The following is a 25,980-nucleotide window of genomic DNA, read 5'->3' as shown; positions in this document are numbered from 1 at the left end:
GCTCCGATGCCTCAAGGACCTTCTGCAGCAGGAACCGGCTGCCGTCGTGACGCCGCAAGACGCCTCCAACAGATCAGGGCGCATCCGAGGGCGAGGAACGCTTCGTGGATGTCGTCGCGGATCTCCCAGCGGATCCGCAGTCGGCGGAACCAGTGCAGGTGGGCGAAGGAGCGCTCGACGACCCAGCGTTGAGTGCGCAGCCCGGAGCCATGCTCGGTGCCGCGTCGAGCGATCACGGGCTTCACACCGAGGTCCCAGACAAGGCGGCGGTATTCAGCAGCGGCTCGATCACCGCCCACAACTCGTCATCCACTTCCCACGGCTTCGGCCGAGCCATCCCACACCCCCGGATCAACGGTCCCGGAGTGATCCAACCATCTCGAAGATCATTTTGTTATGAGTTCTAAGGCTGGGGCGCTGAGCCGAAGGCGCCAACACTGCGATCCCAGCGCATCCGTGCCCAGCGCACCAACGCCCCGCCGGTCGGCGAGCACACCGAACGCCCGCGCGGCTTCACCCTCTCGCTCGCGCGCATCGGGTCTTGAACGACCGCTGCCCGCCACAGAGGAGAGAGCTGCTGTGGTCACGGGCACTCGAAGGGACAACGAGCTCCGTGAGCGAGAAAAAGGGACGTCCGCACGGCAACGGCCACACAGGAAGGACAAGTCAGAGAAAGGCCGGCCGATCCAAGCGCGCTTCGTGCAAGCTCGTGCGGATGTAACGCCGCTACCACGCGTGGCGTGCCCCGTTCCCGCTGTGGGCGCGGATGGTGTGCGACATCCTGTTCTGGGCCATCACCGCCGCCGCGGCCTACGTCGCAATCGGCAGCCTGTGCGGAGCAATCCTCATCGTCGACGAGCTAGCCGCGCGCACCCCGCCCAGCGGGCTGCGTGCACCGGTCGGGAAGCCCGGCCAGCCCTCTCCCCTCCTCAACCGCGCCATGTACGGCGCCTTTGTTGGGACCTCTTAAGAGGTGTGCGGCCGGCGCTTCAGTGCTCGAAGACCGCCGTCGCCACCGGCACTGCCAGCAGCAGGCTGAGTCCGACCAGGGGAAGGCGGTCCAGCCACAGGATGGCGGCGAATTCGCGCAGTGTCGCGGCCAGCCAGTAGGCGGGGGAGGTCGGCGCGCCCACGACGTGCACGAGCACGCCGACGCGGCGGGCCAGCAGGGTCGTGCGGTAGACGTGGAAGCCGCTGGTGACCACCGTGACACGGTGGCCGGCAGTGGTGCCGTCCACGAGGGCCGCGCTGAAGCGGAGGTTCTGCCCGGTGTTGACGGAGCGGTCTTCCCGCACGATCCGGTCGGCGGGCACTCCGCGTCCGCGCAGATAGTCGGCCATCGCGTCCGCCTCGGAGCGGACCTCGTCGTGGCCTTGGCCGCCCGAGACGACGAACACCACACGAGGCGTGTCCGGTGCGCGGGCGGCGTCGATCGCGAGGGCGCGCTCCAGCCTGCCGGTCAGCAGCGGGCCGGGCCGGTCGCCGTTGAGCCCGGCGCCCAGGACGACGACATGGGTGGTTTCCGGCAGGGGGGTGCTACGGCCCCGGACGAACACGTAGCCGGCGAAGACGAGGAAGAGCAGAGTGAGGTATCCCGCGGCCGCGTTCACCGCGACCACGAGGGCACCGAACGCCTCGCCGCCGACCGCGTGGAAGACCGCGTTGAGGCCGAGCACCGCCAGCGCCGCGCAGCCGGCGGCCCCGGTCGCCAGCAGGGCTGCCTGCGGTCCGTAGCGCCGGACCAGGAGGACACCGTCGGCCAGCAGCAGCAGGCCCAGCGCGAGCGCCAGGAGCAGGGCGGCGACGGCGAGGACGGTGGCGATGGTCGGGGGGGCTGCCGCACTGCGAGCGGCCACGCCGAGTCCGGCAGAGGTCACCGCGAGGCAGAACAGGACGGCGGTGGAGAACCGGTGCGGTGCCAGCAGGGCGTTGACGACGCCGCCCGCGGCGAACACGACCGCGGCGAGGTACTCCGGGTACTCCGGCATGTGCCGCACCGCTCCGCTCTCCCGCCCACCGGGCAGCTGCCCGTACCCGCCCGCCTCTCGCCGCTGCGGGTTCCCGGACCCGCTACGGACGGCTGCCGGCCATCCTCCCAGACCTGCTGTGGTGCGCCGAACACGGGCGGACGGTGGTGCACGTTCCGCGGGACCTGCATGTCCTGCCGGTGGTGCTGCCCGCCAGCCGCGCAAGGACACACAGATGGACGGTGTGCCCTAGCCCAGTGCAAATGCAGCACGTACGGAAGCGCGACGGCGGATCGCTCCTTCGGGCGACGCTGCACGATGGCCATCATCTGTAACGCGATCCGGTAGCCGGTGCCCTCATGTTCGACCGCCCCCACCCGGACGAGCATCCTGAGGACGCGATAGGCCGTCGACTTCGGCAGACCGGCTTCTCCACTGCCGCCAAGTCGTCAGCCTCGGCAGGGCCCCGGGTGCCGCGACGTGCGCGGCACCCGGGCGACCAGATCATTGCCGCCGTTGGAACTCAGACAGCCGACAGTCCGTGGCCTACTCAGGTTTCCGCTACGTGATCAGGCACACAGACCGTTGCAGTCGTACGCCCAGAACGTCCCGCAGTCCGAGGGAACTATGGTGCAGCCCCCTCGTCGGCAAGAGCCGCTGCAGTAGTCGCTCTCCGTCGCGCACGAGCAGTAGGCCAGTGGTCCGAGCCCGGCGTCCGCAGGTCCGAGCCGGGCGAGCAGGTCGGCAGCTCCCTCGCGGCCGAACTCACGCTTCGCCACGTCCTCCAGACGCCGTACCTTCTGGGAGACGTCCTCCTCGGACAGAAACACCTTGGGCGCCAGTTCGCGAGCCTGGTCGATGACCTGCGTCTGAGGGGCCGACAGGTCGGGATGTGCCGCGCGGTAGTGCTCGAGGTGGTCCAGCCAGAGTTGCGTTCGGTCCTGCGGTGGCAGCGCACTCAGAATCGCCTTGCGGTACGGCTCCGAGTGTTTGGCTATCTCCGTATAGGTGCGCGGCAGGTTGCCTTTGTTGGCCTCGACCCATGCCCGCGCCTGGGTCTGGCCCGATTGTGCGAAGGCAGGCGTCTTGCCCGTCACCGTCAGGGCGGCCGCCGCAGCGATCCCGCCGCACAGTTGCAAGAACCGCTTGCGACCGATCGACATGCTGTCGGATTGCGACGAGCCGTGCTTGGCCTCGTAGCGCAAACGGCCCAGAGCGCGCAGGACCCGGACTGTCGCGCCTGGCCCGAGCCGCCTTACCAGCGGAACCGTCATGGCGGGTCCCGTCCACGCGCGGACGGCAGGTCCGTCGACGCGGAGTAATGTCGGGGTCCACTCCGGGTCGAGGCCCATACTCCGGCGCCGCCACCCCTGCACGTCGGGGTCGGTCAGCGGAAGCACCTTCAGCTTGCCGTCGCTCGCCTCGGCCACGGCCGAGGAGATCGCCGTACACGTGCCGCAGGTGGCGTCGAACGCCATAACCCACTGCTTCTGCTCCTTTGCAGGTGTCACTGATATTCCGCCTTTCGGATGCTCGGACTACTCCGGTCGATGAATGACGAGAGCATGCCAACCGGACGGCAGGGGCCTCCGTGCTGAACTCCGTCACCAGCATTCCCACCCCCGCAGCCGGCTTTCTCGCGGCTTCGAACGTGGCACGGGGAAACGTACGCAGTCCAGCAGCACGTCGGCCATATGTGCCGCCACGCGCCTCCTCGCAGGCAACGAAGTCTCAAGATCGAGAAGCATCGGGGACCAGAAACACGCACACGCCGCGCTGCACCGGCGGCGCCGGCCGAACTGATCGGTCATGGTGGTGAGCGGCTCCGACCGGACGCCGGCCCGGAAGATGACGCCTCGGCGCCGGTGGACGGCGTTCTCCGCTGGGCGGGGTCCGTACCGGACGCAGACGGCGCGGCCCCCCTCTGCGTCGGAACGGGGCACAACCGGCAACGGGTGCCACGCTGTCCTGCAGATCGTAAGACTCTCCACGCCGGCGCCGGGTTGAACGGCGCGGCCTGCGCCTGTGGCACGTCTGGATCGTCCTCCCCCTGGCCTTCGTCACCGCGATCGCCATCGCCGCCGGCGTGTTCTTCACCGGGTGGGACCTACCTACTCGGCGCCCGGGAACTCAAGCCCGAACCCCGCATCGACTCCAAGACACTCTTCGACCTGGTCAAGCTCTCCTTCGGCGTGGTCGCCGGAGCCGGCGCCCTGGTCGCCCTGGTCGTGGCCTACCGGCGCCAGCGGGTCGAGGAGGACGGCGCCCTGCGCGAGGCGACCCGCCTGCACACCGAGCGCTTCACCACTGCCGTCTCCCAACTCGGCGACGACTCCGCCGCAGTCCGCCTCGGCGGAGTGCACGCCCTGGCCGGACTCGCCGACGACGCACCCAACCGCGAACTCCGCCAGACCTGCATCGACGTCGTGTGCGCCTACCTCCGGCTCATCCGCGACAACCTCCGCCTGTCGCACCCGCATCCACGCTCCTGGCAGGGCCACGACTTCGACTTCACCAGTGTCGTGTTCGACGGCGGAGACTTCACCGCCTCAGAGTTCGCCGGCGACACGATCTCCTTCAGTGGCCAACCGACGGAATTCGCTGACCTGCTCAAACGCGCCCTCTGCGGGATGGGAGCCCCGCGAAGGACTATGGAGTTTCCCGGTGAACCGCGGCTCGTTGTCGGACCGCACCGAAGATTTCAGTCGGCAGAGCTGCGCCCCGGGCACTGAAGGTACGGCAGCCCATGACGATTTGGGCACACTGGGTGCTTCAGCGGTCGATGGCGTGGCGTTCTGCCGCTGTTGGCCGCGGAAGCCTTGGGTCACTGACCTTTTCGGCGTGATGTCGTTGGGGGCTGACGATGCGTGATCGTCGCGGTATGCCGGTTGTGTGAGACATCCGCAGGGTGGTGGGCTGACGCCTGAACGGCAGGGTTTCGCGAGCGGATCCGGCTGGAGGCCGCGGAGCGATTCGCTGCCGGTGCCTCCAACGCCGAGGTCGCCAAGGACTTAAGGGTGAGTGTGCGCTCGGCGCAGCGCTGGCGCCGGGCCTGGCACGACGCCGGCACCCTGCGGTCTGCCGGGCCGGTATCACGGCCCGAGCTGAGTGAGGCCCTGTTCACCGTGCTCGAGCAGGAGCTCGCCAAGGGTCCCGTCGCGCACGGATGGCCGGACCAGACGTGGACGCTGGCGCGCATCAAGACGTTGATCGGGCGCAGGTTCCACAAGAGCATGACGCTGCCGGCGACTGCGCGCCAAGGGCTGGGTCCGGGGTCAGCAGCCGCGCACGTCCTTCGTCAGCACCCCTTGCTCCGTCGCGAGCGTGTGGTCGTAGCACGCGCCGGGAGCCCGGAGCCGGTAGCGCTCGCTGGTTGTGGCCACCGCGTGCCGGTCCTCGCGAGGGACGCCGAGGGTGAAGGTGGCGTCTCCCTGGTAGATGTCGTCGATGCGGGTGGCGTCGAGGAGCGCGTGGTCGCCGACGGACATGATCACGCGGAGGCGGTTGGCGCTGTCGATGGTGGAGCGGCCGTCGAGCGTGTAGGTGCGGTTCGTGCGGGACACCTGGCCGTTGGTGGTCACGGCCTGGTGGTCGCTCCACGTACCGGTCTGGTCGTCGGTGTTCTCGTCCGGCGTCCACTGGTGGTCGATCGCGGTCGTGACGGTCCGCTCGACCGTCGTCGTGACCCGGCCGTGGGAGGTGTCCAGGTAGCCGGTGACCTTCAACCGGTCCTCGCCGTCGGTCACCAGGTGGCGCAGCGAACCGTCGGTGTAGGTGTTGCTCACCGCCGGATCCGCCTTCGTGTACGACGTCACGGCCCCCGTCACCACCGACTTGTGTGCGTCCTGCCACACCAGGATGTTCGTCGGCGCGCTCCACCCCGTCTGGCCGCTAGGCACCCCGACCACCGAAACGTCGACCTTGTGCGCTCTGCCGTCGTTGAGCAGCCCCGCGAACGGAGTCAGGTCGAACTCCAGCGGCCGTACGTCGAAGGCGTGTGGGGCGGGGATCACCGACCACAGATAAGGCGACCAGCCCCCGGTCCACACGTTCGGATACGGCGAGGCGATTCCGGCGACCTTCCCGTCGATGCTCACCTGCACCTCGCGGTACGGACCGTCGTCCCCGCCCTGGCAGGAGTACGACGCGGACGGCGTGACCACCGAGTACCAGAACTCCTCACAGCCGCCGCCGGAGCCGGTGGCGTACACCTCGGCGAGGATCCGCGTGGAGTTGCGTGGAGTGGTCAGCGAGGCGCCGGTCGTCACGCTGTCGCCGTCGCTGAGGGGGATGACCCGGTCGGGGGCGAAGGGTGTGCGGCCGGGCTCGGGGGCGTAGAAGGTGAGGGTCACCTTGACGTCGAGCACGCCGGTGTAGGTGTCGTTGACAACGTTGCCTATGAGCATGTCGACCGACTGTGCGCTGCTCAGCGTCTTCTCGTACTCGGTCACGTCCTTCTCGACGGACCAGTTGATCCCGTCCTGCGAGGGCTCGGGCGTCGATGTACGGAAGACCTGTACACCTCCGATGTCCAGATAACCGAGCCGGTCGTATTGCCGTCCCTTCACACTCCCGTCCATCCGCAGGACGACCTTGGACCAGCGGCCGGGGGTGCCGCAGCCGGTGGGCGGCGTGTAGGTGCCGGTGTAGGGGGTGAAGTCCTTGAACTGCGCCTGGGCGATCGTGACCGAACACGACTTGGTGTGCGGCGTCGAGATGGCCGGGGCGGCGGCCACCGGGTCGTGGTAGTCGGTCCCGAACTCCGCCGGCACCGTGTCGGCGGAAGCTGTGCCCAGGGACAGACTGAGAGCGGCAAGCGCGCCGGCCAGCACGGCGGCCGTCCTTCCCGGACGGATCAGGGATCTCATGGGTGCCGAAGGTCTCGTGAGTGTCATAGGGCGCAGTGAACAAGCGCGTCCCGGCCCCGGCCAAGGGGAGGTGGAAGGTATTGACCAATTCCAGACCGTTCACCGACCGAGCGGGAATGCGCCCGTAATCCAGCCGCCGGGGAAGCCCGGCTCGCGAGGCCACCCCATGGTGCACTGGACGTGCAACCATTGCGCTGCGTGGTGAGTCCCCCTCCCGCCGCACTCAGATCATCGCGGGCTGCCACAGGCCACGCGCTCCGCAGGAGCGTCGTGTTCACGCGCACCGACCGTCGCCCGGCTCTCGCCACGGCCATGGCTGTCGCCCCGACCGGTGGACTGTTGACCAGGACAGCGGTCGCGTCGGCCGGCCGGTACGCCGTGGACGCCGGCGACCTTCACGGTGAGGGTGCTGTTCGCGCCGAGCCGCCCGGCGGGGGCACCCGTGCCCCTGGCCGCCGGTGCACACCTTGGTCACGACCAGGTTGGAAACGGTCTGCCCGGCGCAGTAGTTGAGGTTGGACGTGCTGGGGCGGCTGCCGCAGTGGTCTTGCCGTCGCCCCGGTAACTGCGGGAGGCATGGTGAACGGTGCGGCCAGGAATATAGAGAATCCCCTGGCCGCGACCGGTGAGCAATGCGATCAACAACGCGGCTCCGCCCGCGTTCAGGTCGACTGCCCAGTTCACCGGGTCACCCTCAGCCAGTGCGAGGACATCGCCCATCAGCTCCAGCAGTTCAGCCTCATTGTTCGGTACTCGGCGCGAGAGCACCGTCGCCCCCTCCGTGTCGATCACCGTGCAGTGATGCGCGGCCTTGCCGGCATCCGTCCCCGCCCAGAGCTCGGGCACCCGAGCCTCCCTCGTCGATCGGTTGACTGGCCCTGCAGACGACCACGCCGACGTGTCCTTACGAAGCGATCTGTTCGCTCATCCCAATGAGTGGCCGTGTCGTCGCGGGGCACTGGGCGGCCTATCAGCCAAAGCCACACGTACGGCATGAGCGCTTTCAGCCACACCCAGGGCCCCTGGGCTCCCGATCGCACGAAGGACCGGAATCAACCCTTCAACAAGGTAAGGAGCGGTTTGGTTGGCCACTGAGCGTCGCAATTTGGCCAGCTGAGCGTGCGGCGGAGGATGCTGATCAGATCGACGTGATCGGCGCCGTTCCAGGTCGCGAGAGGCATTCAGGGCCCCTTGTCTGGGCTATTCGGGGCAGGCCGGGACGAGGGGCGCTTTCCCCGTCATCATGGCCCGGCGGCAGTGGGGCAGTCCTGTTCTGGGCGACCGGCACCGGTCGCCTCGACCGCAGGGTACGGCATGAATGACACGGATGTTCCGGCGGTCCTGCGCGACGAGTGCCGCGTCGACGAAGGCATGCACGAGCGCGGTCACCTCGGACGCTATGACGTCCTTCGTCCAGTTGCTGACCCCGTGCCAGCTGCGAGCATCATCTGGATGAGGGGGACATCGGTCACCTCGATGTCGTCGCGGAGAATGCCGACCTACTCCCGGCGCCACCGGCGCGGGGTCACCGGCACACGAGGACGTCGTTGAGCACGGCATCGCGTGACGAACATCCGCCCCCTGCTGAGGCTCTCTGAGAGGTCGTTTCACTTGGTGAGGCGGCGGTGACAGATGAGGGCTGCTGCTATGCCGACGAAGGCCAGGAAGTGTTCTGCCTTGCGCTCGTATCGACGTTGGAGCCGACGGCAGCCGGCGAGCCAGGACACGGTCCGTTCGACGACCCATCGGTGGCGGCCGAGCCGCTCGGAGGACTCGATTCCTTTGCGGGCGATGCCGTGGCGGATGCCGCGTTTACGGAGCCAACGACGCGATTGCGGTTACGCGGGCCCAGACCGTGCGGACCGGACCTGGGACTGCCATCATGGGCGGTGACAGCGGTTGGTCGTTGTCCACCGAGGTCCATTGCGAAGGGTGACGGCATGTCCGATCAGTCCGTTCATCCAAAAAGCGATCGATTCCTTTGCGGGCGATGCCGTGGCGGATGCCGCGCTTGCGGAGCCATCGACGCAGGTGGTCGTAGTCGTAGCCCTTGTCTGCGTGAAGCTTGGCGGGGCGCCGTCGACGAGGTCCTCGCCGGGAACGGATCGGCGGAATCCCACTCACGAGTGGTTCAAGACCGAGGCTGTCGTGCATGTTCGCGCCGGAGATGCCCAGTGACAGAGGCAGTCCGTAGCCGACGATCTGGTCGTCGAAGTTGCGGATGACCCAGTCGGCGGCGCCCATGGCCAGGGCTGCTTCCTTGTCGGTCCGCAGCTCGGCGACCTGCTGCTCCAGTGCCGGCAGGTAGGAAGGGTCGGGGCGGCAGAAGCCGCAGCCGGCGCACTGGAAGCGGATACGGCAGTGCTGCCCGCCGGCCTTGACGTTGCTGGGTTCGCTGCACCCGCCGTAGGGGACCGCGACGGTCTGGCCCTCGTAGGCCAGTGCGTCGCTGTAGCCGCGGGGGTTACCGTGCCGGTCGATGGTCAGCCGGGCGACGGTCTCCACGGCTTTGCGCTTCCGCTCCAGGGAGACCTTGTAGTAGCCCATGGTGGTGTCGGTTTCGCGATGGTCCATCAGCTCGCGCCGGTGGCCCACCGGAACGCCGGCGTAGGCGTGGCGCAACCCGTACAGAACGATCTCCGAGCGGTCGTACGGCACGGGGCTGCCCTGGTCGTCGAGCCCTTCGCCGAGCAGGACGGGGATGCTGTCCAGCCAGGTCCGGAAAATCTTTGCGGAGAAGTGGTGCGCGGACATGTGGCCGCGGCCGGTGCGGTTCTGGCCCGGGGCGGGAAAGAGCCATTCCTGTGCGAGGGCGCGCACCGGAAGGCCCGACAGTTCCTTCTCCCATGCCTCGATGTTGCGTGCGGTCTCCTCGGTGATGGGAAGCCGGCGCCCGTAGCGGCGGCGTTGGAGGTTGTCGTAGCCGACGGTGGGCTTGCCGTCGCGCTGCACACAGCCGCGTCGGAGGCGGGCGGCTTCTTCCGGACGGCGGCCGGTATCGCGCACGATCCGGTTGGTGCGGGGCCGTCCTCGTCGCCGGGGAGCGCGCAGGCGTGCCATGACGTCGGTGAAGGTCGGTGCATCGCCGGCCTGTCCTGCGGTGAGGACGAATGCCAGGGGTCGGCAGTTGCCGTCGGCCGCGAGGTGGATCTTCGTGGTCAGTCCGCCGCGGGACCGGCCGATGGCGTGGTCGGCCGGTTCGCCGACTGGAGCCCCCTTTTTTGCGGGCCCCGGCCGCGTGCTGGTGAGCTCGCACGCTCGTGGAGTCCACGGACACAGCCCAGGTCAGGTCCTCATCGGCGTCGGCCTGGGCCATCAACGCGGTGAAAACCCGCTCCCAAGTGCCATCGACGGCCCACATCCGCAACCGGTTATAAACGCCTCGCCAGTTGCCGTACTTCTCCGGCAGATGGACCCACTGCGTCCCAGTCTGGAACTTGAAGGCGATCGCGTCGATCACCTCACGATGATCCCGCCAGCGACCACCCCGCCTCGGCGTCCGGTCCGGGAGTAACGGCTCGATCCGCGCCCACTGCGCATCGGTTGACGGCACACCCGCACCAACGACCGACTGATCCGAACGGAACAGCCTAGTAGTGCTTCGTTAGGTTCTGGGCTGTCTGTGGCTGCTCCGAGGGCTGGGTAGGCGCCGTCCGCAGGTGGTGCAGGTACCGGTCCAGCACCTCAGCAGGTCCTGAAGGACGTCGAGGACTTGGTAGAGGGTCAGGCCGGTGTGCGGACTTTTGGGTCGAGGCGCCTGAGGGTGAGGAAGGCCTGGGCGGCGGTGACGAGGGTGACGTGGTGGTGCCAGCCGCGCCAGGTGCGGCCCTCGAAGTGGTCCAGGCCCAGGCCGTGCTTGAGTTCGCGGTAGTCGTGCTCGATCCGCCAGCGCATCTTGGCCCACCGCACCAGGTCAGCGGCCGGTGTGGTGGCGGGCAGGTTCGATATCCAGTAGTCCGTCGGAGCGTCCTGGCCGTGTGGCCATTCGACGAGGAGTGTCTGGACGGGCAGGACGCCGTCCCACCGGTTGCGGCCGCCGCCCGCCTCCTGGGCTGCGGCCAGGGACTGCTTGCCCGCGGGCCGCACTGTCAGCACCGCGAACCGTGAGGTCATCGCGCCTTTACTGCCCTGCCTCCAGGTCACCTCGGTGAACCGCACCCCACCGCGAGCCGCCTCCGCCGCGAGGACGCAGACGGCTCGCGGTGGGGTGCGGTAGCGGGCAAGAGTGGGCGGTCCGAGCCCGCCATACGCAGGCTGGTGCGGCTCAACATCCTCCGGGTGGGCGACTTCCTTCCCGTTCAGGGCCAGGACATAGGACAGCCCTCGCTCCTGGAGACCGATCCGGAACGGGGTGCTGACGCCGTAGCCGGCGTCGGCGACCACGACCGGCGCCTTCAACTGCCACTGGGCGAGTGCGTCCAGCAGACCGAGCGCGAGACGCCACTTCTCCCGGTGCGCCACGTCGTCGGGGACTCCTGCCCTGCGGCATCGGTCCGGCTCGTCCGTCCACTCACGCGGCAGATACAACTGCCACTGCAGTGGGCACGAGGCAGTGTCGGTGGCGGCATGGACACTGACCGCGACCTGGCAGTTCGCCCGCTTGCCGACCGCTCCGCAATACTGACGGGCCACCCCGACCGACGCCTTGCCGCACTTGGGGAACGACACATCGTCGATCACCCACACCTCGGGCGTGATCGCCTCGGACAGCCGCTCCGCGATCCGCTGCCTGACCGGCAGCGGATCCCACGGCGACTGATTCACGAACTGCTGCAGGGCCTGCATGTTCCCGTCCGGCAGACGCTCGGCCATCGGCTGGATCGACTTGCGCCGACCATCGAGCATCAGGCCCCGCAGATAACACTCGCCCCACCGCCGCTGATCCCGCCGCGGAAACGACCCGAACACATCGGCAACGAACTCCGCCAACTCGCCCCGGAGTCGCTCCACTTCCCCCGACCTCACTCCGGGAAGCTGCCCACGATCAGCCTAGATCACTCAACGTAACGAAGTACTACTAGGTCCTTCATCGTCCGCGCGGGCTCGGGGTACTGCATTTTCGGTGGCCGGCCGGTGCCCGCATAGGTGAGCTGGACGGGCCGAGCTTCGGCCGGGTGGGCGGTGTGCCGGCCCGAGACGCCTACCGCGTAGGGCAGTTCTCGTTCCTCCAGGCCGAGGCGGAAGGCGGCGGCATCGCCGTAGCCGGCGTCCGCGACCACCAGGGGGACGTCGATGCCCCACGCGAGGGTCTCGTCGATCATGTCCAGGGCCAGCTGCCACTTCTCCACACGGCCCACGTGGTCGGGAATGCCGCAGCGGGTGCGGCGGGCGACCTTGACCGCATCGGCCTGTGGCGAGGCAGGATCCCAGGAGGCGGGCAGGAACAGCCGCCAGTCGACCGCGGCCGAGGGACGGTCGGTGGCCAGATGCCCGGAGACGCCCACCTGGCAGTTGGTGACCTTGCCCGCGGTGCCGGTGTACTGCCTCGCCACGCACGCCGAGGCGTCCCCGTCCTTGAGGAAGCCAACGAGCAAACAGACACGCCACTCACGAGGGAAGCACACCAAGCCCTACTAGAACCGCGACCGGCCGATCCGTGGTTCCGGCGCCCCGCCGATCCGTCGATCCGTCAGGTCGCACGGCGGACCGAAATGGATAGGATAGAAAACGTCTGGCCAATCGGCCTACCAGGACCGGATTGCAGAGGTTTCCCGAGGAGACTGCCATGCCTCAGGCCCTCGCAGAATCTCCAAACTCTCCGCGGCTCAGCGCGTTCTCCCGACTGGACGACCTGCTGGCACAGGCCGACGACGCCGTAACCACCGGCCGGGGCGCGCACGGCCCGCTCAGCCGCCCCCCACCACGGCCCTCCTGGGAACAGGTCTGTGCCAGCCACGGCGCGTGGGCGTGGCTGCGAACCCGGTACGGGCTGTCGGACATCGAGCTCGACCTGGTTCTGCTGGCACTGGCGCCGGAGGCAAACCTCCGCTACGGGCGTCTCTACGGATGCCTCCAGGACGACCCGGCCCGCGGGCGGCCGCTGGTCGGCCTGGCGATGGACCTGCTGGCCGCCACGCCCGAGGAGCGGCTCGCGGTCCGCAGTGCGTTCGGCCCCCAGGCGCCCCTGACCCGGCACCGGATCCTAGCGCTCGTCCCCGATCCCGGAGTGGCGGCGCCCCCGCTGCTCGCGCACGCGATGGTGCTCGACGACCAGATCGTCGACGTCCTGCTGGAACAGCCCGGACTGGACTGGCGGCTCGCCTCCTGCTGTCGGCTGGAGATCCCCGGCCCGGAGATCACCCGTCCCGAGGTCCCCGGCCAGGCGGACCAAGCGGAGGATGCCGTCGGCCGGGAGACCCTGGCCGGGTCGGTTTACGCCGCCCCGGCCGCACCGCCCTCATGGGCCGGTCCGTACGGCGGTCCCGTCCGGTGGTACGCCCAGGGTCCCGAGGAAGCCGACCGGGACGGTCCTGCCCGTGAACTCGCGGCGCGAGACGGTCGGCCGCTGCTCACCGTGGAGACCCGCTGCCTGCCCGACGACGCCCAGGGCGCGGCGAGCATGCTCGCGCTCGCCTTCCGGGAGGCGTTCCTGCTGGGCGCAGTGCTCTGCGTCGACGACCTCGAGGGGCTGGACCGCCTCGGCGGTGAGCGTCTCCCGCGGGAACGCACCCTGGAGGGCCTGCTGGCCGGGCACAACGGAGACGTCGTGATCACCGGGACCCGGGACTGGCAGCCGGGAGGCCGCTACGTGCTCGGTGTGCTGCCGGTGCCGGTCGCCGTTTGCGACATCGCCGAGCGCCGCGCGCTCTGGGAGAAGGAACTCACCGCCCACGGTGCCGACACCGGCCCGGCCGACCTGCGCGACCTGGCCGCCCGTTTCAGACTCGGCCCGCGCCGTATCGCGGACGCCGCGCTGACCGCCTGCGCCACGGCCCGCAGGCGGGCCGCCGCGGACGCGGGACAGTGGGTGCCGCCCCGGCTGACGAGGCCGACGCGGGCCGAACTGTTCGCCTCGGCCCGGGGCCAGAGCGGGCACGCGCTCGCCGCCCTGGCGCACCGTGTCGAGGCCGTCCACGGCTGGGACGACCTGGTGCTGCCCGGCGACGTGGCGGCCCAGCTCGCCGAACTCCGTGCCCGCCTCGCACACCACCATCAGGTGATGGACGCCTGGGGGTTCGAGCGGAGGGTGGCACGCGGCAGCGGAGTGGGCGCCCTGTTCAGCGGCCCGCCGGGCACGGGCAAGACGATGGCGGCGGAAGTGATCGCCTGTGAGCTCGGCCTCGACCTCTTCCGGATCGACCTGGCCACCGTGGTGAGCAAGTACGTCGGGGAGACCGAGAAGAATCTGGAACGCATCTTCGCCGCCGCTGCGGACACCGACGCCATCCTCCTGTTCGATGAGGCGGACGCCCTGTTCGGCAGGCGCGCCGAGGTCCGGGACGCCCAGGACCGCTTCGCCAACATGGAGATCGCCTACCTCCTGCAGCGGATGGAGCGCCACGACGGCCTCGTCGTGCTGACCACCAACGTGCGCCGGAACCTCGATGAGGCGTTCACCCGGCGCCTGCAGTTCGTCGTCGAGTTCCCGTTTCCCGGCGTGGTGGAACGGGAGCGGATCTGGCGGGCGTGCTTCCCGCCCCGGGCGCCGCGCGACCCCGCCCTGGACCTCGGCCGGCTCGCCCGCGACTTCCGGCTGACCGGGGGCAGCATCCGTGACGCGGTGCTGCACGCGGCGTTCCTCGCCGCGGCTGACGGTGTCTCGATCGGCATGAGCCACCTGCTCATGGCGATCGGGCGGGAGTTCCAGAAGCTGGACCAGGTCATGCCCGGCCGGCTGCCGGACGGCGGGGAGGGATGAGCCGTGTTCCACGACCTCGACGCGACGCTCAAGGCGATGCTGGGGGACGAGGCGGCGCCTGAGGTGCTCCAGGCGGCCGACGTCACTTTCCTGACCCCCGACAAGGACTTCAAGCCGGTCCAGGACACTGTCAACCTCTTCCTACACGACATCCGGGAGAACAGGACCCTCAGGGACCAGGCACCCCTCGTCAGCCGCACACCCGACGACACGTTCGTCACCCGCCGTCCGCCGGTCCGGGTGGACTGCACGTATCTGGCGACGGTCTGGTCGCACAAGACAGGAGCGATCCGGGCCGAGGACGAGCACCGCATGCTGGGCGAACTGTTCCTGTGGTTCAGCCGCTTCCCGGTGCTCGACAAGCGGTTCCTGCGCGGCAGCGTGGCGGAGCCGCCGCAGCTGCACCCGCTCCCGGCCTCCATCGGCTCACCGCCCGAGACGGCGGGCGCGGGCCCGTTCTGGACCGCCCTGGGGGTGACACCCCGCCCGGCGCTGTCACTGACCGTGACCTTGGCCATGGAGCCCGCGCAGCCCACGGAACCCGAACCGCCGGTGCGGGAGATCAGTATCCGGCCGTCCGTCGTTCATCCCGTCCTTAGGGGGCGGCTGCTCGAGGACGCCGACGGCACGCACCGTCCGGTGTCCGGGGCGAGCGTGGAGGTGGTGGAGGAGGGTCTGACGCAGGTGACCGACGCCCAGGGGGACTTCGCGTTCCAGGGGCTGGACTTCGGCGGGTACACGCTGCTGGTCCGGCCCTCCGGCCGCCCTGACCTGCGCACCGAGGTGGAGTACAGGTCCGGCGGCGACATCAACAAGATCATCCTTCCGCGGCCCTGACGGACCACGGCCAGGCAAGGAGGCATTTTCATGACCACGGCCATCGAGACGAAGGCCCCCGGCATCCATCTCCTGGAGACGAAGACGCCCGGCCCGATCGCCGGCGCCGGCACGAGCACGGCAGCGCTGATCGGGAAGGTCGAGAAAGAGGGGGTCACGCCGGACAAACCCGTTCTGGTGACGAACTGGACCCAGTACACCCAGAACTTCGGCGAGCTCCAGGGACTGAGCCTGCCCCACGCCTTGCGCGGCTTCTTCCGCAACGGCGGAAACCTTGCCTACGTCGTTCCGGTCGACGACGCGTCAGGGACGGACGGAATCACCGGCGCCCTGGACGCGCTGACCCGGGTCCCCGACGTCAGCATCGTCTGCGTGCCCGGGGTGACCGACACCGCGAAGCAGAAGGAGGTGATCGAGCACTGCGAGGTGATGGGGGACCGGTTCGCGATCCTGGACGGCCCGCGGGTGCCGGGGCCCACCGACGAGCCCACCGATGAGCCGACCCCGCCCTCGAACCCCCTCGAGGCGGTGAAGGCGCAACAACCCGCACTGACGACCGAACGCGGGTTCGGCGCCCTCTACTGGCCGTGGATCGTCACCGACGACCCCGAGGCGGCAGCCGGGGAAGCGGCCACCCTGCCGGTCGCCCCCTCGGGCCACATCGCCGGTGTGATGGCCCGCAGCGACAACGAGCGCGGAGTTCACAAGGCGCCCGCCAACGAGGTCGTACGGGGCGCGCTCGCCCTGCAGTACAACCTCAACGACAAGGAACAGAGCGTCCTGAATAATCTCGGCATCAACGCGCTGCGGACCTTCCCCGGCGGTCCGCCCGTGGTGTGGGGAGCTCGCACGCTGACCACGCAGACCCCCTGGCGCTACGTCAACGTGCGCAGACTCGTCGCATACATCTCGGACTCCCTGCTGCAGGGCCTGCACTGGGCCGTCTTCGAACCGAACAACACCGCGCTGTGGAAGGCCCTGGAGCGCACCGTCATCGAGTTCCTGACGCGGGTGTGGCAGGCCGGCGCGCTGTTCGGGCGTACAGCTGCGGAGGCCTTCTACGTCAAGATCGACGACGAGCTCAACCCCGAACCGGTGCGAGCACTCGGCCAGGTGTTCATCGAGATCGGCCTGGCACCTACCCGGCCCGCCGAGCACGTGGTCGTCCGGCTGGGCCTGTGGTCCGGCGGCGGCAGCGCCCAAGAAGCATAGACGAGGAGGACGGATCATGCCCCAGACAGGCCAGCGGGTTGATCCCTTCCGCAACTTCAACTTCCTGGTGGAACTGGACGGGATCGCTCAGGCCAGCTTCACCGAGTGCAGCGGCCTGGGATCGACTACGGAGATCATCGAAAACCGCGAGGGCGGCGACAACACGACCGTGCGCAAGCTGCCCGGCAGGACCAGCTATACCGACATCACCCTGAAGTGGGGTGTCACGGAGTCGCGGGAACTGTGGTCCTGGCGGCAGCAGGTGATAGACGGGAACGTGGCCAGGAAGAACGGCTCCATCGTCGTGTTCGACCTGAGCAACCACACCGAGGTGGCGCGCTGGAACTTCGTCAGCGCCTGGCCCGCCAAGTGGGAGGGCGCCTCGTTCAACGCCAAGGGTACGGACGTCGCCGTCGACACCCTCGTCCTGGCCCACGAGGGCCTCACGCGGGCGTGACAGGCCATGCTGGTCACGGAAGTCGACTTCGAACTCCCGAAAGGCTACGTGGACGACGCCGGCAACCTGCACCGTGACGGCGTCATGCGGCTGGCGACGGCGGCCGACGAGATCTACCCCCTGCGGGACCCGCGGGTACGAGACTGGCCCGCGTACCTGATTGTCGTCCTCCTCTCCCGCGTGGTGACGAGGCTTGGCCGGGTTCCCGAGATCACGCCTGCCGTGATCGAGGGCCTGTACTCGGAGGACCTGGCACACCTCCAGGGCCTCTACAACCGGATCAACGGCCTCGCACCCGCCACCTTCCTGGTCACCTGCCCGCACTGCGGCCAGGAACACGAGACGGAGCTGTCATGGCCGGGGGGGTGAGGGGCTACCCCGTGGAACGGGTTCGCCAGGAGGTGGCCTTTCTCGGACGGCACGTCCACTGGACCCTGACCGACGCGCTCGCCCTCGACCACGCCGAACGGCGGGAGTGGATCCGCGAGATCGCCGCCGCACGGGAACGGGAAGGAGAAGGAGCGCCATGACGCAGGACGGCACACCGCCACCCACCCTGGGCGAGCGCCTCGAGGCCGAGGGACGGCTCCTCGCCGCCCGCCTGCAGGCGCACCTGCCGTGGGCGGGCCCCCTGCACCTGCTGATGGACCGTACGGCCGCACTGGCGGCGGGAGCCGACCGCTTCGAGCGGATCGACGTCCCTTCCGACCGTCCGTGGCCGGCCGCCCCTGCACCGGCTGCCCCGTCCGACCCGCGCCGGCCCGTCCCCGGCTCCGGCGCGGGGGGCGCCCCGGAGCCGGTCCGGGTGGGAGGCGCGCGCCGCCCGCCCGAACCGACGGAGCCGCCGCGGCCCCCGGCCCCACCGCCCGGCGCGCAACCGCCCGAGGAGACGGGGGACCCCCTGCCCGCCCCCACCAGGTCGAGGCTGCGGGCGGCCGTCGGCCCCGCAGCCGACGCGCTGCGGGCGCACCACGGCGCCTCGGCCGACGCTCTGGCGCGCAGCCGCCGAGCGGACGCTGTGACCGTCGGGCGGGACGTGTACTTCCGCCATGGCAGGCTGCGCCCCCAGGACCCCCGCGGGTTCGGCCTGCTGGTCCATGAGGCCACGCACGTCCTCGCCGTGCTGCGCCCCGGCGCCTCCTGGCTCCGGGCCACCGGCGCCGGCGCCCGCGCCGAGGAGGCCGCAGCGCTCCGCAACGAGCAGGCCACACGCGCCGGCGCGGCCCCGCCACCACCTGCCCCGCCGGATCCCGCTCTGCCGACCGGCGGCCCCCCCGATCCGTCAGCGCCGACGTTCGCGCCCCCTGTGCCGTCGTTCGCGCCGCCGGCCGTGCCGCCGACGCCCGGCACGCGGTCCCCCACGCCGCCGGCCGTACCGCCGACGCCCGGCACGCGGTCCCCCACGCCGCCGGCCGGCCCCGCGGCCTCACCGCTGTCCCCGGCCCCCGCTCCGGCACCCTCCGCCACAATGGCGGACGCCGCGGCCGCCGCAGTCCCCGACGCACGCCCCCTGTCAGCCCCGGCGGACCGCGACACCACCCCCGCAGCCGGCCCGCCACCTCTCGACGTGGCCGCGCTGCGCCGCGACGTGATCAACGACCTGATGCGCCAACTGCGCAGCGAGTCCGAACGGGGAGGCTGACATGTCCGCCCCTGCCTTCCGCCTGCCCCCGGCACCTGGCCCGGCACGGGTCAGCGCCGCCCTCGCCAAGGCCGAGATCATTGACACGGCCTCCGGAGAGAGCACCACGGTGATGTTCAACCCCGAGGAACTCAAACTCGACCAGGGCAACACCTTCGCCGAGATTGGCATACCCGGGCTCAACACACCTCCCCTGCAGTACGTCCGCGGCCGCGCCCGCACCCTGAGCATGGACCTCTTCTTCGACACCTACGAGGCCGGCACCGACGTCCGCGCCCACACGGGCGCCATCGTGCGGCTGCTGGACAAGCAGCCCGGCACCCACGCACCGCCGGTCCTGCTCTTCTCACTGGGCGGCTTCCAGTTCCGCTGCGTCCTGGTCGACGCCAACCAGCGCTTCACCATGTTCCTCCGCAACGGCACCCCGGTACGCGCCGCCCTCTCCGTACGCCTCCAGGAGTACACACCGGTCGAGGTCGAGGTGCGCCGCGGCGTGTTCCTCGCCTCACCGACCGCGTCGGCCCTCGCCAACCGGGCCCTGGCGGCCGCCGGGGCAGCGCCGGAGAACACCCGGACCGCCCATGTCACGGTGGAGGGCGACACCCTCAGCGGCCTCGCCGCGAGCTACCTCGGCGACCCGGCCCGGTGGCGGGAGATCGCTGACGCCAACCGCGTCGCCGACCCGCTCACCCTCACCCCGGGCACCCGCCTGGTCATCCCCCCGCGCCACCCGGCCGCCGCTCCCGCACCGGGGCGGCAGGAAGGAACCCGGTGATGACCAGCACATCCTTCTACGCGCCCCGCTTCGACATCCGTGTCGCCGGACTCACCATGGCCGCCGACCTGGCCGGCCAGGTCCTGTCGCTCACCGTGGAAACCAGCCTGGACATCGCCGGCACCTTCAGCCTCGTCCTGCGCAACCCCGACAACACCCTGCTCGACTCGCCCCTGCTGGACCCCGGCAAGAGCGTGGAGATCCACCTCGGCTACGGCGACGACCTCCGGCCCGTCTTCCTCGGAGAGATCACCGCGATCGAACCGTCGTTCCCGCGGAACGGCCCGCCGACCGTGCAGGTGTCCGGCTACGACCGGTCCTACCGCCTGCGCAGCGGCCAGCCGGAACCCACCGAGTACACCTTCATGAACGACAGCCTGGTGGCCGCGCTCATCGCCGTGGAGAACGGCCTCGTCCCCGTCGTGGATCCCACTCCCGGGCTCAAGGAGAAAATCGTCCAGGTCGAGAACGACATGGCGTTCCTCAAGGAACGCGCACGCCGCTACCACTTCGATGTCTACGTCGAATGGGACAGGCTGCACTTCCAGTTCCCCCGCCCGCAGACCGCCGCCCACGTCCTCGAACGGGGCCGCAACCTGTCGAGCTTCTCCCCACGCATCACCGCCTCCGCGGCCGCCGGACTGCAGGCCGTACGCGGCTACAACCAGGAACTCGCCCAGACCATCCACGGCCTCACCCTCGCAGCCGACCTCGACGCCGACCAGCTCACCGAGCGGCTCGGCTCCTCCGCGGCCGACCTGCTGACCCACCTGGTACGCAAAGGGATCCGCAGGCACGTCCTGGACAACCCCCTGGACGCCAAGGTCCTTGCCGAATCACTCCTCGCCGAACTGCTGGAAGGCATGTACGAGGGCAGCGGCTCGTGCGTCGGCGTCCCCGGACTGGCGGCCGGCCAGTACGTCGAAATTCGCGGGGTCGGAAAACGCTTCAGCGGCACCTACCGGTTGCGCAAGGTCACCCACCGCCTCGACGACAGCGGCTTCATGACGGAGTTCTCGATCAGCCAGGGTGGTCACTCCAGCCTGCTCGGCGCGCTCCGCAAGCAGATCACCGAGAAACCGCCCCCCAACCGCACCGAACCCTTCTACGGCGTGGTCGTCGCGGTCGTCGAGGACAACCACGAGGTGGCGGCCGTACCGCCCACCGTGCCCATCGGCCGCGTCAAGGTGTCGTACCCCGGCCTGTCCAACCGCCTCACCAGCGGCTGGGCGCCCTGTGCCCGCCCGATGGCCGGAGACGGCACCGGCTTCTTCAGCCTCCCCGAGGTGGGGGAACAGGTGCTGGTGGCCTTCGAACACGGCGACCTGAGCAAGCCGTACGTCCTCGGCAGCCTGTGGAACGCCCGGCAGCGTCCCCCGGTCACCAACACCGACGGCACCAACAGCACCCGCGTCATCAAAAGCCGTGCCGGCCACCGCATCACCTTCGACGACACCAGGGCGGGCGGCGAACTCGTCATCCAGGATGGCGGCCGCGGCAGCACCATCACCCTCGACGCCACCAGCGGCGCGGTGACCATCGACGCCGCGGGCGACTTGGACATCTCGGCGGGCGGCACCATCACCCTGGCAGCGGCCGGAGGAGCCACGCGGATCACCATGAACGACATTGAGGTCAACGTCGAGTGAGGAGGACAGTCATGGGATTGGTACTCACCACCGCGTCCACCGTGACCTGCGGACACACTCCGCCACAGTCGGTGGTGCCGCCACCGCCGGGGGTACCTGGACTGATCAAGGCGTCCAGCAGCAAGAAGCTGAAGGTCAAGGACAATTCCGTCCTCGTGAGGGCGAGCCTCCAGGGACTCACCGTCCAGAACTGCCCCCTCGATCCGTCGGTGAGCTGCAAGCAGACCGTCACGCTCGTCACCGGTGAATCACTGAAGCTCAAGGTCGGCGGGGATCCCGTCCTGCTCGACGACATTCTCTCCCTCACCACTTCCCCGACCCTCGTGCCGCTTCCCTTGAAGCCGGAGACCGGCCACACCGTCCTCTCCGTCGCCCGGTGACCGGAGGCACTGATGGAATCCGAATTCCACGGCCGGGGCCTCGCCCACCCCGTCCGGTGGGGCAACGCCGGACTCGCCGAATCCGCGGGCCGTCGCAAGATCCAGGAGTCGATACGGATCATCCTGGGGACGCAGCACGGCGAGCGCCTGATGCGCCCCGACTACGGCTGCAACCTCAAACGCCTGATGTTCGCCCCCAACAACGAGTCGACCGCCAGCCTCGCCCGGTACTACGTCGAGGAAGGGCTGAGCCGGTGGGAGCCCCGTATCGAACTCCTCGACGTCACCGTCCACAACGACACCGGCAGCTCGGCCCTGCTGATCGACATCCGCTACCGCTTGCGCGCCACCGGCGCCGCCGACCGGTTCGTCCACTTTTTCCCGCTGGAGCAGTCGCCATGACCCCGGAATCGAACCGCGGACGTATCCTGCCCCCGGACCTTGACGACCGGACCTGGGCGGACCTCGCCGCCGAGATGCGCGCCCTCAGAACCACCTACGCACCGCAATGGACGGACGACAGTCCGAGCGACATCGGCATCACCCTCATCGAACTGTTCGCCTGGCTCGGCGAGGGCGTCATTTACCGGTTGAACCAGGTCCCCGAGAAGAACTACCTGGCCTTTCTCGACCTGATGGGCATCACTCGGGACCCCGCCGCCCCCGCCGCCACCCACCTCACGTTCGGCACCAAGGGCCCGCCCCTCGCCCTGCCGACAGGCAGCCAGGCACACACCCTCCCCGAGGAAGGGCAGGCACCTGTCGTCTTCGAGACCGACGAAGCCGTCACCGTACTGCCCGTCAACCTCACCACCGCCGTCCTGCTCACCCCGGACCCGGACGACAGCAGCTTCCTCGTCCACCAGGACGTGACCGCCCGCCTGACCGGCGCCGCGACCACCCACCGGCCCCTCCCCGTACGGGCCGGCACGACGACGCACGTCTGCCTCGGCTTCGACGAGGCGACCACCGAGGACATCGAACTCCGTCCCCGGCTGTTCCGCCCTGCCCCGCAGACCTCGCCCCAAACCCCACCGCAGCCTCCATCGGTGACCGTCACCTGGGCGGCCTCTGCCCCCGACGCACAGCCGCCCGACTGGCCGGCCACCGGCCCGACCGGCACCGGAAAGGACCTGCACGACACACGCGTACGCCTGCCCACACCGCAGGACTGGGCCGCACAGAACCCCAGGCAGGACTGGGAGAACCTGGTCTCCCCCGAAGGCAGCGCCGTCTTCGGAGAACCACGCTTCTGGATCGGCCTTCGCCTCACCAACGAAACCGACACCGACCTCGAGATAGGCCTGGACCGCGTCCTCTTCAACGCCGCCCCCGCCCACACAGCGCTCACCGTCCGCGCCGGGGAGACGCTCGGCGAGAGCGACGGAACCCCCTTCCAGGTGTTCCGGCTGCGCCACAGCCCCCTCTACCGCAGGCCCGACCCCGAGGCGCCGTACGCCGACCTCGAGGTCCAGGTCGGCCAGGGCACACCCCCCGTCTGGGAGACCTGGCAGCTCGTGCCGGAGCTCCTACCCGGCCCCCACCGGTCCTACCGGCTCAACCCGGTGACGGGGGAGATCGGTTTCGGAAGCCACGACGACCGCAACAACGAGGGCCACGGCAGCATCCCGCCGCCGGGCAGCCTGATCCGCGCCAGGATCTACCGGCACGTCGTGTCCGGCACGGCTGGCAATGTCTCCGCCGGCCGGATCGTCGTCACTAGCACCAGGCCGGACGGCACCGTCCCCACCGGCCTCACCGTCACCAACGCCCGCGCGGCCGTCGGCGGGAGGGACGAGGAACCGGTCGAGGAGACCCTCCGGCGAGCCCCCGAGGCACTGAAGATCCAAGACCGCGCCCTCACCGCCGACGACTACGCACACCTCGCCCGCCAGGCCAGCAGCGACGTCCGGATCAGCAAGTGCCTACCCCCGCACCCGCCCCACGGCGACCCTTGGACCTTCGGCGGGATCGACCGGGCCCCCGGCAACGTCACCGTGATCGTCGTCCCCGACCAGGGTCCTGACGTGCCCAGACCCGAGCCACCCCCCGAACTGCTCCACACCGTCAGGGAATACCTTGACCCGCGCCGGGACCTCACCGTCCGGCTGTTCGTTCACGGCCCGCGCTACCTGCCGATCAAAACCGACCTGTCCGTCGTGGTGTGGAACGACGCCGTCAACGCCGGCGTCGACCTGGAGCAGGTGAAGACCGAGGTGGAGAACAGAATCGCGGACTTCTTCCACCCGACCCGCGGCGGCCCGACCGGCCGTGGCTGGGAGGTCGGCCAGCAGGTCTTCAGCTCCGACCTCTTCCGGGCGGTCATGCCCACGGAGGACGTGGGCTACATCGAGACGATCAGCATCGAACCCGCCATGGCCGAACCCGAGGACCGCCCGCCCCTCGGGACGGACCCCGGGGCCTCCGTCCAGGTCGCCGACTTCGAACTCGTCTGCGCCGGCCCGGCCGAGGTGGACGTCCGCAGGTCCGCCTGACGGCGGCGAGGAGGACAGACCATGCCCCACAGCCGATATCTGCGCCACCTTCCCCCGGAGCTGTGGGAGGACTCCCCCGAGGAACCGGAACTCTCGCTTAACAGCATGCTCCTCGTCTTCGAGGAGATACTCACGGGTGTCGCGGACCCCGTCCCGGTCGTCCACGAGAATCACACCCGGGCAGGGGACGAGAGCCACCCCCACCGCCCGATCGCAGAACAGATTGCCCGCCTGGACCAGCTCTACGACCCGTGGGCCGCGCCCCCCGAGTTCCTCCCCTGGCTGGCCTCCTGGGTCTCCCTCCGCTTCCCCGAACTCCAGGGACGCCAACTGTGGGACGAGTACCAGCGACGCAAGGCGATCGCCGTGATCAGCCGCATCCACCGGGCCCGCGGACTGCGCGCCGGACTCAACGGCATCCTGGACCTGCACTCCGTGGGGAAGGTACGCCCGCGGGCGGCGGTTGACGACGGCTCCAGCCTGTTCACCACGCGCCTCACGGAGGGCGCACCCGCGCCGGTCCATGCCCTGCCCACGTTCCGCCCCCTGCTGGAGGGCCTGACGGAAGACACGCCTGCCGCAGTGACCCGTGAGGGGCTGCTGCGCCCCTGGTGCGTCGCCCACGGATCCGACGGCAGCCTGTTCGTGGGCGACCGGGGACTGCCCGAGGAGGTGTCCCTGCCGCACCGGCGCAGGGTGTGGCGCCTGGACACCACCGGACAGCCGGACCTGGCCGGCAGCCCGCCCGTGCCACGGCCGCTGATCCCGGACCAGACCCTGGGGCCGGTCGTCGCCGTCGCCGTACGCCCCGCTCTGACCGGCATGCCGGAGACACTGTTCGTCCTGGACCGCGGCGGGACCGTCCTGTCCGTACCCGACCTCGACGCCGCCTCCGCTACGGAGGTCGCCCGGCTCTCCTCGTCCGGCCCGGTCTTCCCGCTGGCCATGGCCGTCGACCACGCGGGCGACCTGCTGGTGCTGGACCGGAGGCTGATGCCGGGCGAGGAGCCCACACCGCGCGTGTTCATCGTCCGCCCCCAGTCCGCGCAGGTGACGGTCAAGGAACTCGACGCGACGGCAGTCAGGGAGCCCCTGTCCCTGTTCGTCGACCACGACGACACCCTCGTCGTCGGCGACGGCGGCGACCAACAGGCGGAGGCACGGGGCGCCGGCGGAGGCAACCTCGTGCGGATCGTGCGCGGCGCCCCGGACTGGACCCACACACCTCTTCTCCCGCCGGACAACGGCTTGGTCGCGCCGACCGCGACGGTCCGCACCCGTCCGGACGGCCTGTACGTGTTGGACGCCGGTCTCCGGCCGTTCTGGCCCGAGAGCACGGGGGATCCGTTCATTCTATTTGACGCGGTACCCGCGTGCGTCCACCGGGTGACGGGCGCGCCGGGGCCGACGGCGGCCGTGGTTCGGGTCACCGAACCGGGACAGTTCGTCAGTCCCACCGGGATGACGGCGGCAGGCCGCCATGTGGTCGTCTGTGACCCGGGCCAGAACTCCAGGAACGACACCCTCGACGACTACCGGGCCCGGCTGGCGCCCTACGAGATCAACGTGGCCGTCCACTTCTGCGCCGAGGACCTCTCCCAGGACCCGGAGCAGCGACGACGGGAGGTTACCGGGGCGCTGGGCGACATCCGGTCCATCGTCGCGCGATACAAGCCAGGTCACTGCCGGTTCAGTGCGGTGACGACCTTCTGACCGAGAGGAGCGCTGATCGCCATGGTGAGGCGCACCGAGTACTTCAACTTCGACACCGCGAACGCGCGGAGCGGGGACACGGCCCGCTCCGAGAGTTTGATGGACCGGGAGAACCACGACCGCAGGC

Annotated in this window: 19 protein-coding genes and 6 pseudogenes; 15 read left to right on the top strand and 10 right to left on the bottom strand. The window is 69.8% G+C overall.

The features are described from left to right. Window positions 1-11: 11 nt before the first annotated feature. The 4 genes and pseudogenes from MQE23_RS43000 to MQE23_RS42985 all read right to left on the bottom strand — a co-directional run. Window positions 12-272 (bottom strand): annotated as a pseudogene (locus MQE23_RS43000) (transposase); the annotation flags it as partial. A 717-nt stretch (window positions 273-989) separates the two neighbouring features. Continuing rightward, window positions 990-1,988 (bottom strand): YdcF family protein, encoded by a 999-nt coding sequence (locus MQE23_RS42995; protein ID WP_243382292.1) that lies wholly within the window; start codon window positions 1,986-1,988, stop codon window positions 990-992. Beyond that, entirely contained in the window at window positions 1,874-2,389 is a 516-nt protein-coding gene (locus MQE23_RS42990; protein ID WP_243382951.1) for a hypothetical protein, read from the bottom strand. The genes MQE23_RS42995 and MQE23_RS42990 overlap by 115 nt, the downstream gene beginning before the upstream one ends. Before the next feature lie 147 nt (window positions 2,390-2,536). Beyond that, window positions 2,537-3,445, bottom strand: a complete 909-nt coding sequence (locus tag MQE23_RS42985; protein ID WP_243382290.1) for a bacteriocin fulvocin C-related protein — start codon at window positions 3,443-3,445, stop codon at window positions 2,537-2,539. Between the two features lie 714 nt (window positions 3,446-4,159). Between MQE23_RS42985 and MQE23_RS42980 the strand changes: the two genes are divergently transcribed. Further along, a complete protein-coding gene (locus tag MQE23_RS42980) occupies window positions 4,160-4,699 on the top strand; it encodes a hypothetical protein (RefSeq protein WP_243382288.1) in 540 nt (179 codons plus the stop codon). Between the two features lie 216 nt (window positions 4,700-4,915). Continuing rightward, window positions 4,916-4,975, top strand: a pseudogene (locus MQE23_RS42975) (hypothetical protein); the annotation flags it as partial. Between the two features lie 267 nt (window positions 4,976-5,242). Here MQE23_RS42975 and MQE23_RS42970 read toward each other — a convergent pair. The 6 genes and pseudogenes from MQE23_RS42970 to MQE23_RS42945 all read right to left on the bottom strand — a co-directional run. Further along, window positions 5,243-6,835: a peptide-N4-asparagine amidase gene (locus MQE23_RS42970; protein ID WP_243382286.1), complete on the bottom strand. Its 1,593-nt coding sequence runs from the start codon at window positions 6,833-6,835 to the stop codon at window positions 5,243-5,245. A gap of 537 nt (window positions 6,836-7,372) precedes the next feature. Next, window positions 7,373-7,681, bottom strand: a pseudogene (locus tag MQE23_RS42965) (transposase); the annotation flags it as partial. Between the two features lie 761 nt (window positions 7,682-8,442). Next, window positions 8,443-8,664 (bottom strand): annotated as a pseudogene (locus MQE23_RS42960) (transposase); the annotation flags it as partial. 142 nt (window positions 8,665-8,806) lie between these two features. Next, window positions 8,807-9,025: pseudogene (locus tag MQE23_RS42955) on the bottom strand (transposase); the annotation flags it as partial. A 1,533-nt stretch (window positions 9,026-10,558) separates the two neighbouring features. Further along, window positions 10,559-11,800 carry an IS701 family transposase gene (locus MQE23_RS42950; protein WP_243382284.1) on the bottom strand — a complete coding sequence of 414 codons (1,242 nt, stop codon included), beginning with the start codon at window positions 11,798-11,800 and terminating at the stop codon, window positions 10,559-10,561. 47 nt (window positions 11,801-11,847) lie between these two features. Continuing rightward, window positions 11,848-12,369 (bottom strand): annotated as a pseudogene (locus MQE23_RS42945) (transposase); the annotation flags it as partial. A 191-nt stretch (window positions 12,370-12,560) separates the two neighbouring features. On the opposite strand from MQE23_RS42945, the gene MQE23_RS42940 reads away from it, so the two are divergent. Genes MQE23_RS42940 through MQE23_RS42880 form a run of 13 tightly spaced genes read left to right on the top strand, consistent with a single transcriptional unit; the run spans window position 12,561 to window position 25,853 of the window. After that, a complete protein-coding gene (locus tag MQE23_RS42940; RefSeq protein WP_243382282.1) occupies window positions 12,561-14,693 on the top strand; it encodes an AAA family ATPase in 2,133 nt (710 codons plus the stop codon). A 3-nt stretch (window positions 14,694-14,696) separates the two neighbouring features. Continuing rightward, a complete protein-coding gene (locus MQE23_RS42935) occupies window positions 14,697-15,530 on the top strand; it encodes a Pvc16 family protein (RefSeq protein ID WP_243382280.1) in 834 nt (277 codons plus the stop codon). 30 nt (window positions 15,531-15,560) lie between these two features. After that, window positions 15,561-16,742 (top strand): phage tail sheath subtilisin-like domain-containing protein, encoded by a 1,182-nt coding sequence (locus MQE23_RS42930; RefSeq protein WP_243382278.1) that lies wholly within the window; start codon window positions 15,561-15,563, stop codon window positions 16,740-16,742. A gap of 16 nt (window positions 16,743-16,758) precedes the next feature. Continuing rightward, window positions 16,759-17,199: a phage tail protein gene (locus tag MQE23_RS42925; protein ID WP_243382277.1), complete on the top strand. Its 441-nt coding sequence runs from the start codon at window positions 16,759-16,761 to the stop codon at window positions 17,197-17,199. 6 nt (window positions 17,200-17,205) lie between these two features. Next, window positions 17,206-17,568 carry a hypothetical protein gene (locus MQE23_RS42920; protein WP_243382275.1) on the top strand — a complete coding sequence of 121 codons (363 nt, stop codon included), beginning with the start codon at window positions 17,206-17,208 and terminating at the stop codon, window positions 17,566-17,568. Window positions 17,569-17,579: 11 nt separating this feature from the next. Continuing rightward, entirely contained in the window at window positions 17,580-17,729 is a 150-nt protein-coding gene (locus tag MQE23_RS42915) for a DUF6760 family protein (RefSeq protein ID WP_243382273.1), read from the top strand. After that, window positions 17,726-18,841 carry a DUF4157 domain-containing protein gene (locus tag MQE23_RS42910; protein WP_243382271.1) on the top strand — a complete coding sequence of 372 codons (1,116 nt, stop codon included), beginning with the start codon at window positions 17,726-17,728 and terminating at the stop codon, window positions 18,839-18,841. The genes MQE23_RS42915 and MQE23_RS42910 overlap by 4 nt, the downstream gene beginning before the upstream one ends. Before the next feature lies 1 nt (window position 18,842). Beyond that, window positions 18,843-19,616: a LysM peptidoglycan-binding domain-containing protein gene (locus MQE23_RS42905; RefSeq protein WP_243382269.1), complete on the top strand. Its 774-nt coding sequence runs from the start codon at window positions 18,843-18,845 to the stop codon at window positions 19,614-19,616. After that, a complete protein-coding gene (locus MQE23_RS42900; protein WP_243382267.1) occupies window positions 19,616-21,265 on the top strand; it encodes a phage baseplate assembly protein V in 1,650 nt (549 codons plus the stop codon). The genes MQE23_RS42905 and MQE23_RS42900 overlap by 1 nt, the downstream gene beginning before the upstream one ends. 11 nt (window positions 21,266-21,276) lie before the next feature. Then, window positions 21,277-21,645 carry a hypothetical protein gene (locus MQE23_RS42895; protein WP_243382265.1) on the top strand — a complete coding sequence of 123 codons (369 nt, stop codon included), beginning with the start codon at window positions 21,277-21,279 and terminating at the stop codon, window positions 21,643-21,645. A gap of 12 nt (window positions 21,646-21,657) precedes the next feature. Then, window positions 21,658-22,047, top strand: a complete 390-nt coding sequence (locus MQE23_RS42890; RefSeq protein WP_243382263.1) for a GPW/gp25 family protein — start codon at window positions 21,658-21,660, stop codon at window positions 22,045-22,047. Further along, on the top strand, window positions 22,044-24,140 hold the full coding sequence (locus MQE23_RS42885; protein WP_243382261.1) for a putative baseplate assembly protein: 2,097 nt from the start codon (window positions 22,044-22,046) through the stop codon (window positions 24,138-24,140). Before MQE23_RS42890 ends, MQE23_RS42885 begins: the two co-directional genes overlap by 4 nt. Before the next feature lie 21 nt (window positions 24,141-24,161). After that, window positions 24,162-25,853: a phage tail protein gene (locus tag MQE23_RS42880; RefSeq protein ID WP_243382259.1), complete on the top strand. Its 1,692-nt coding sequence runs from the start codon at window positions 24,162-24,164 to the stop codon at window positions 25,851-25,853. The last annotated feature ends 127 nt before the right edge of the window (window positions 25,854-25,980 follow it).

The sequence above is a fragment of the Streptomyces sp. HP-A2021 genome (genome assembly GCF_022807935.1).
Classification (GTDB): Bacteria; Actinomycetota; Actinomycetes; order Streptomycetales; family Streptomycetaceae; genus Streptomyces; species Streptomyces afghaniensis.
This window is presented reverse-complemented; position numbering and strand designations above follow the sequence as displayed.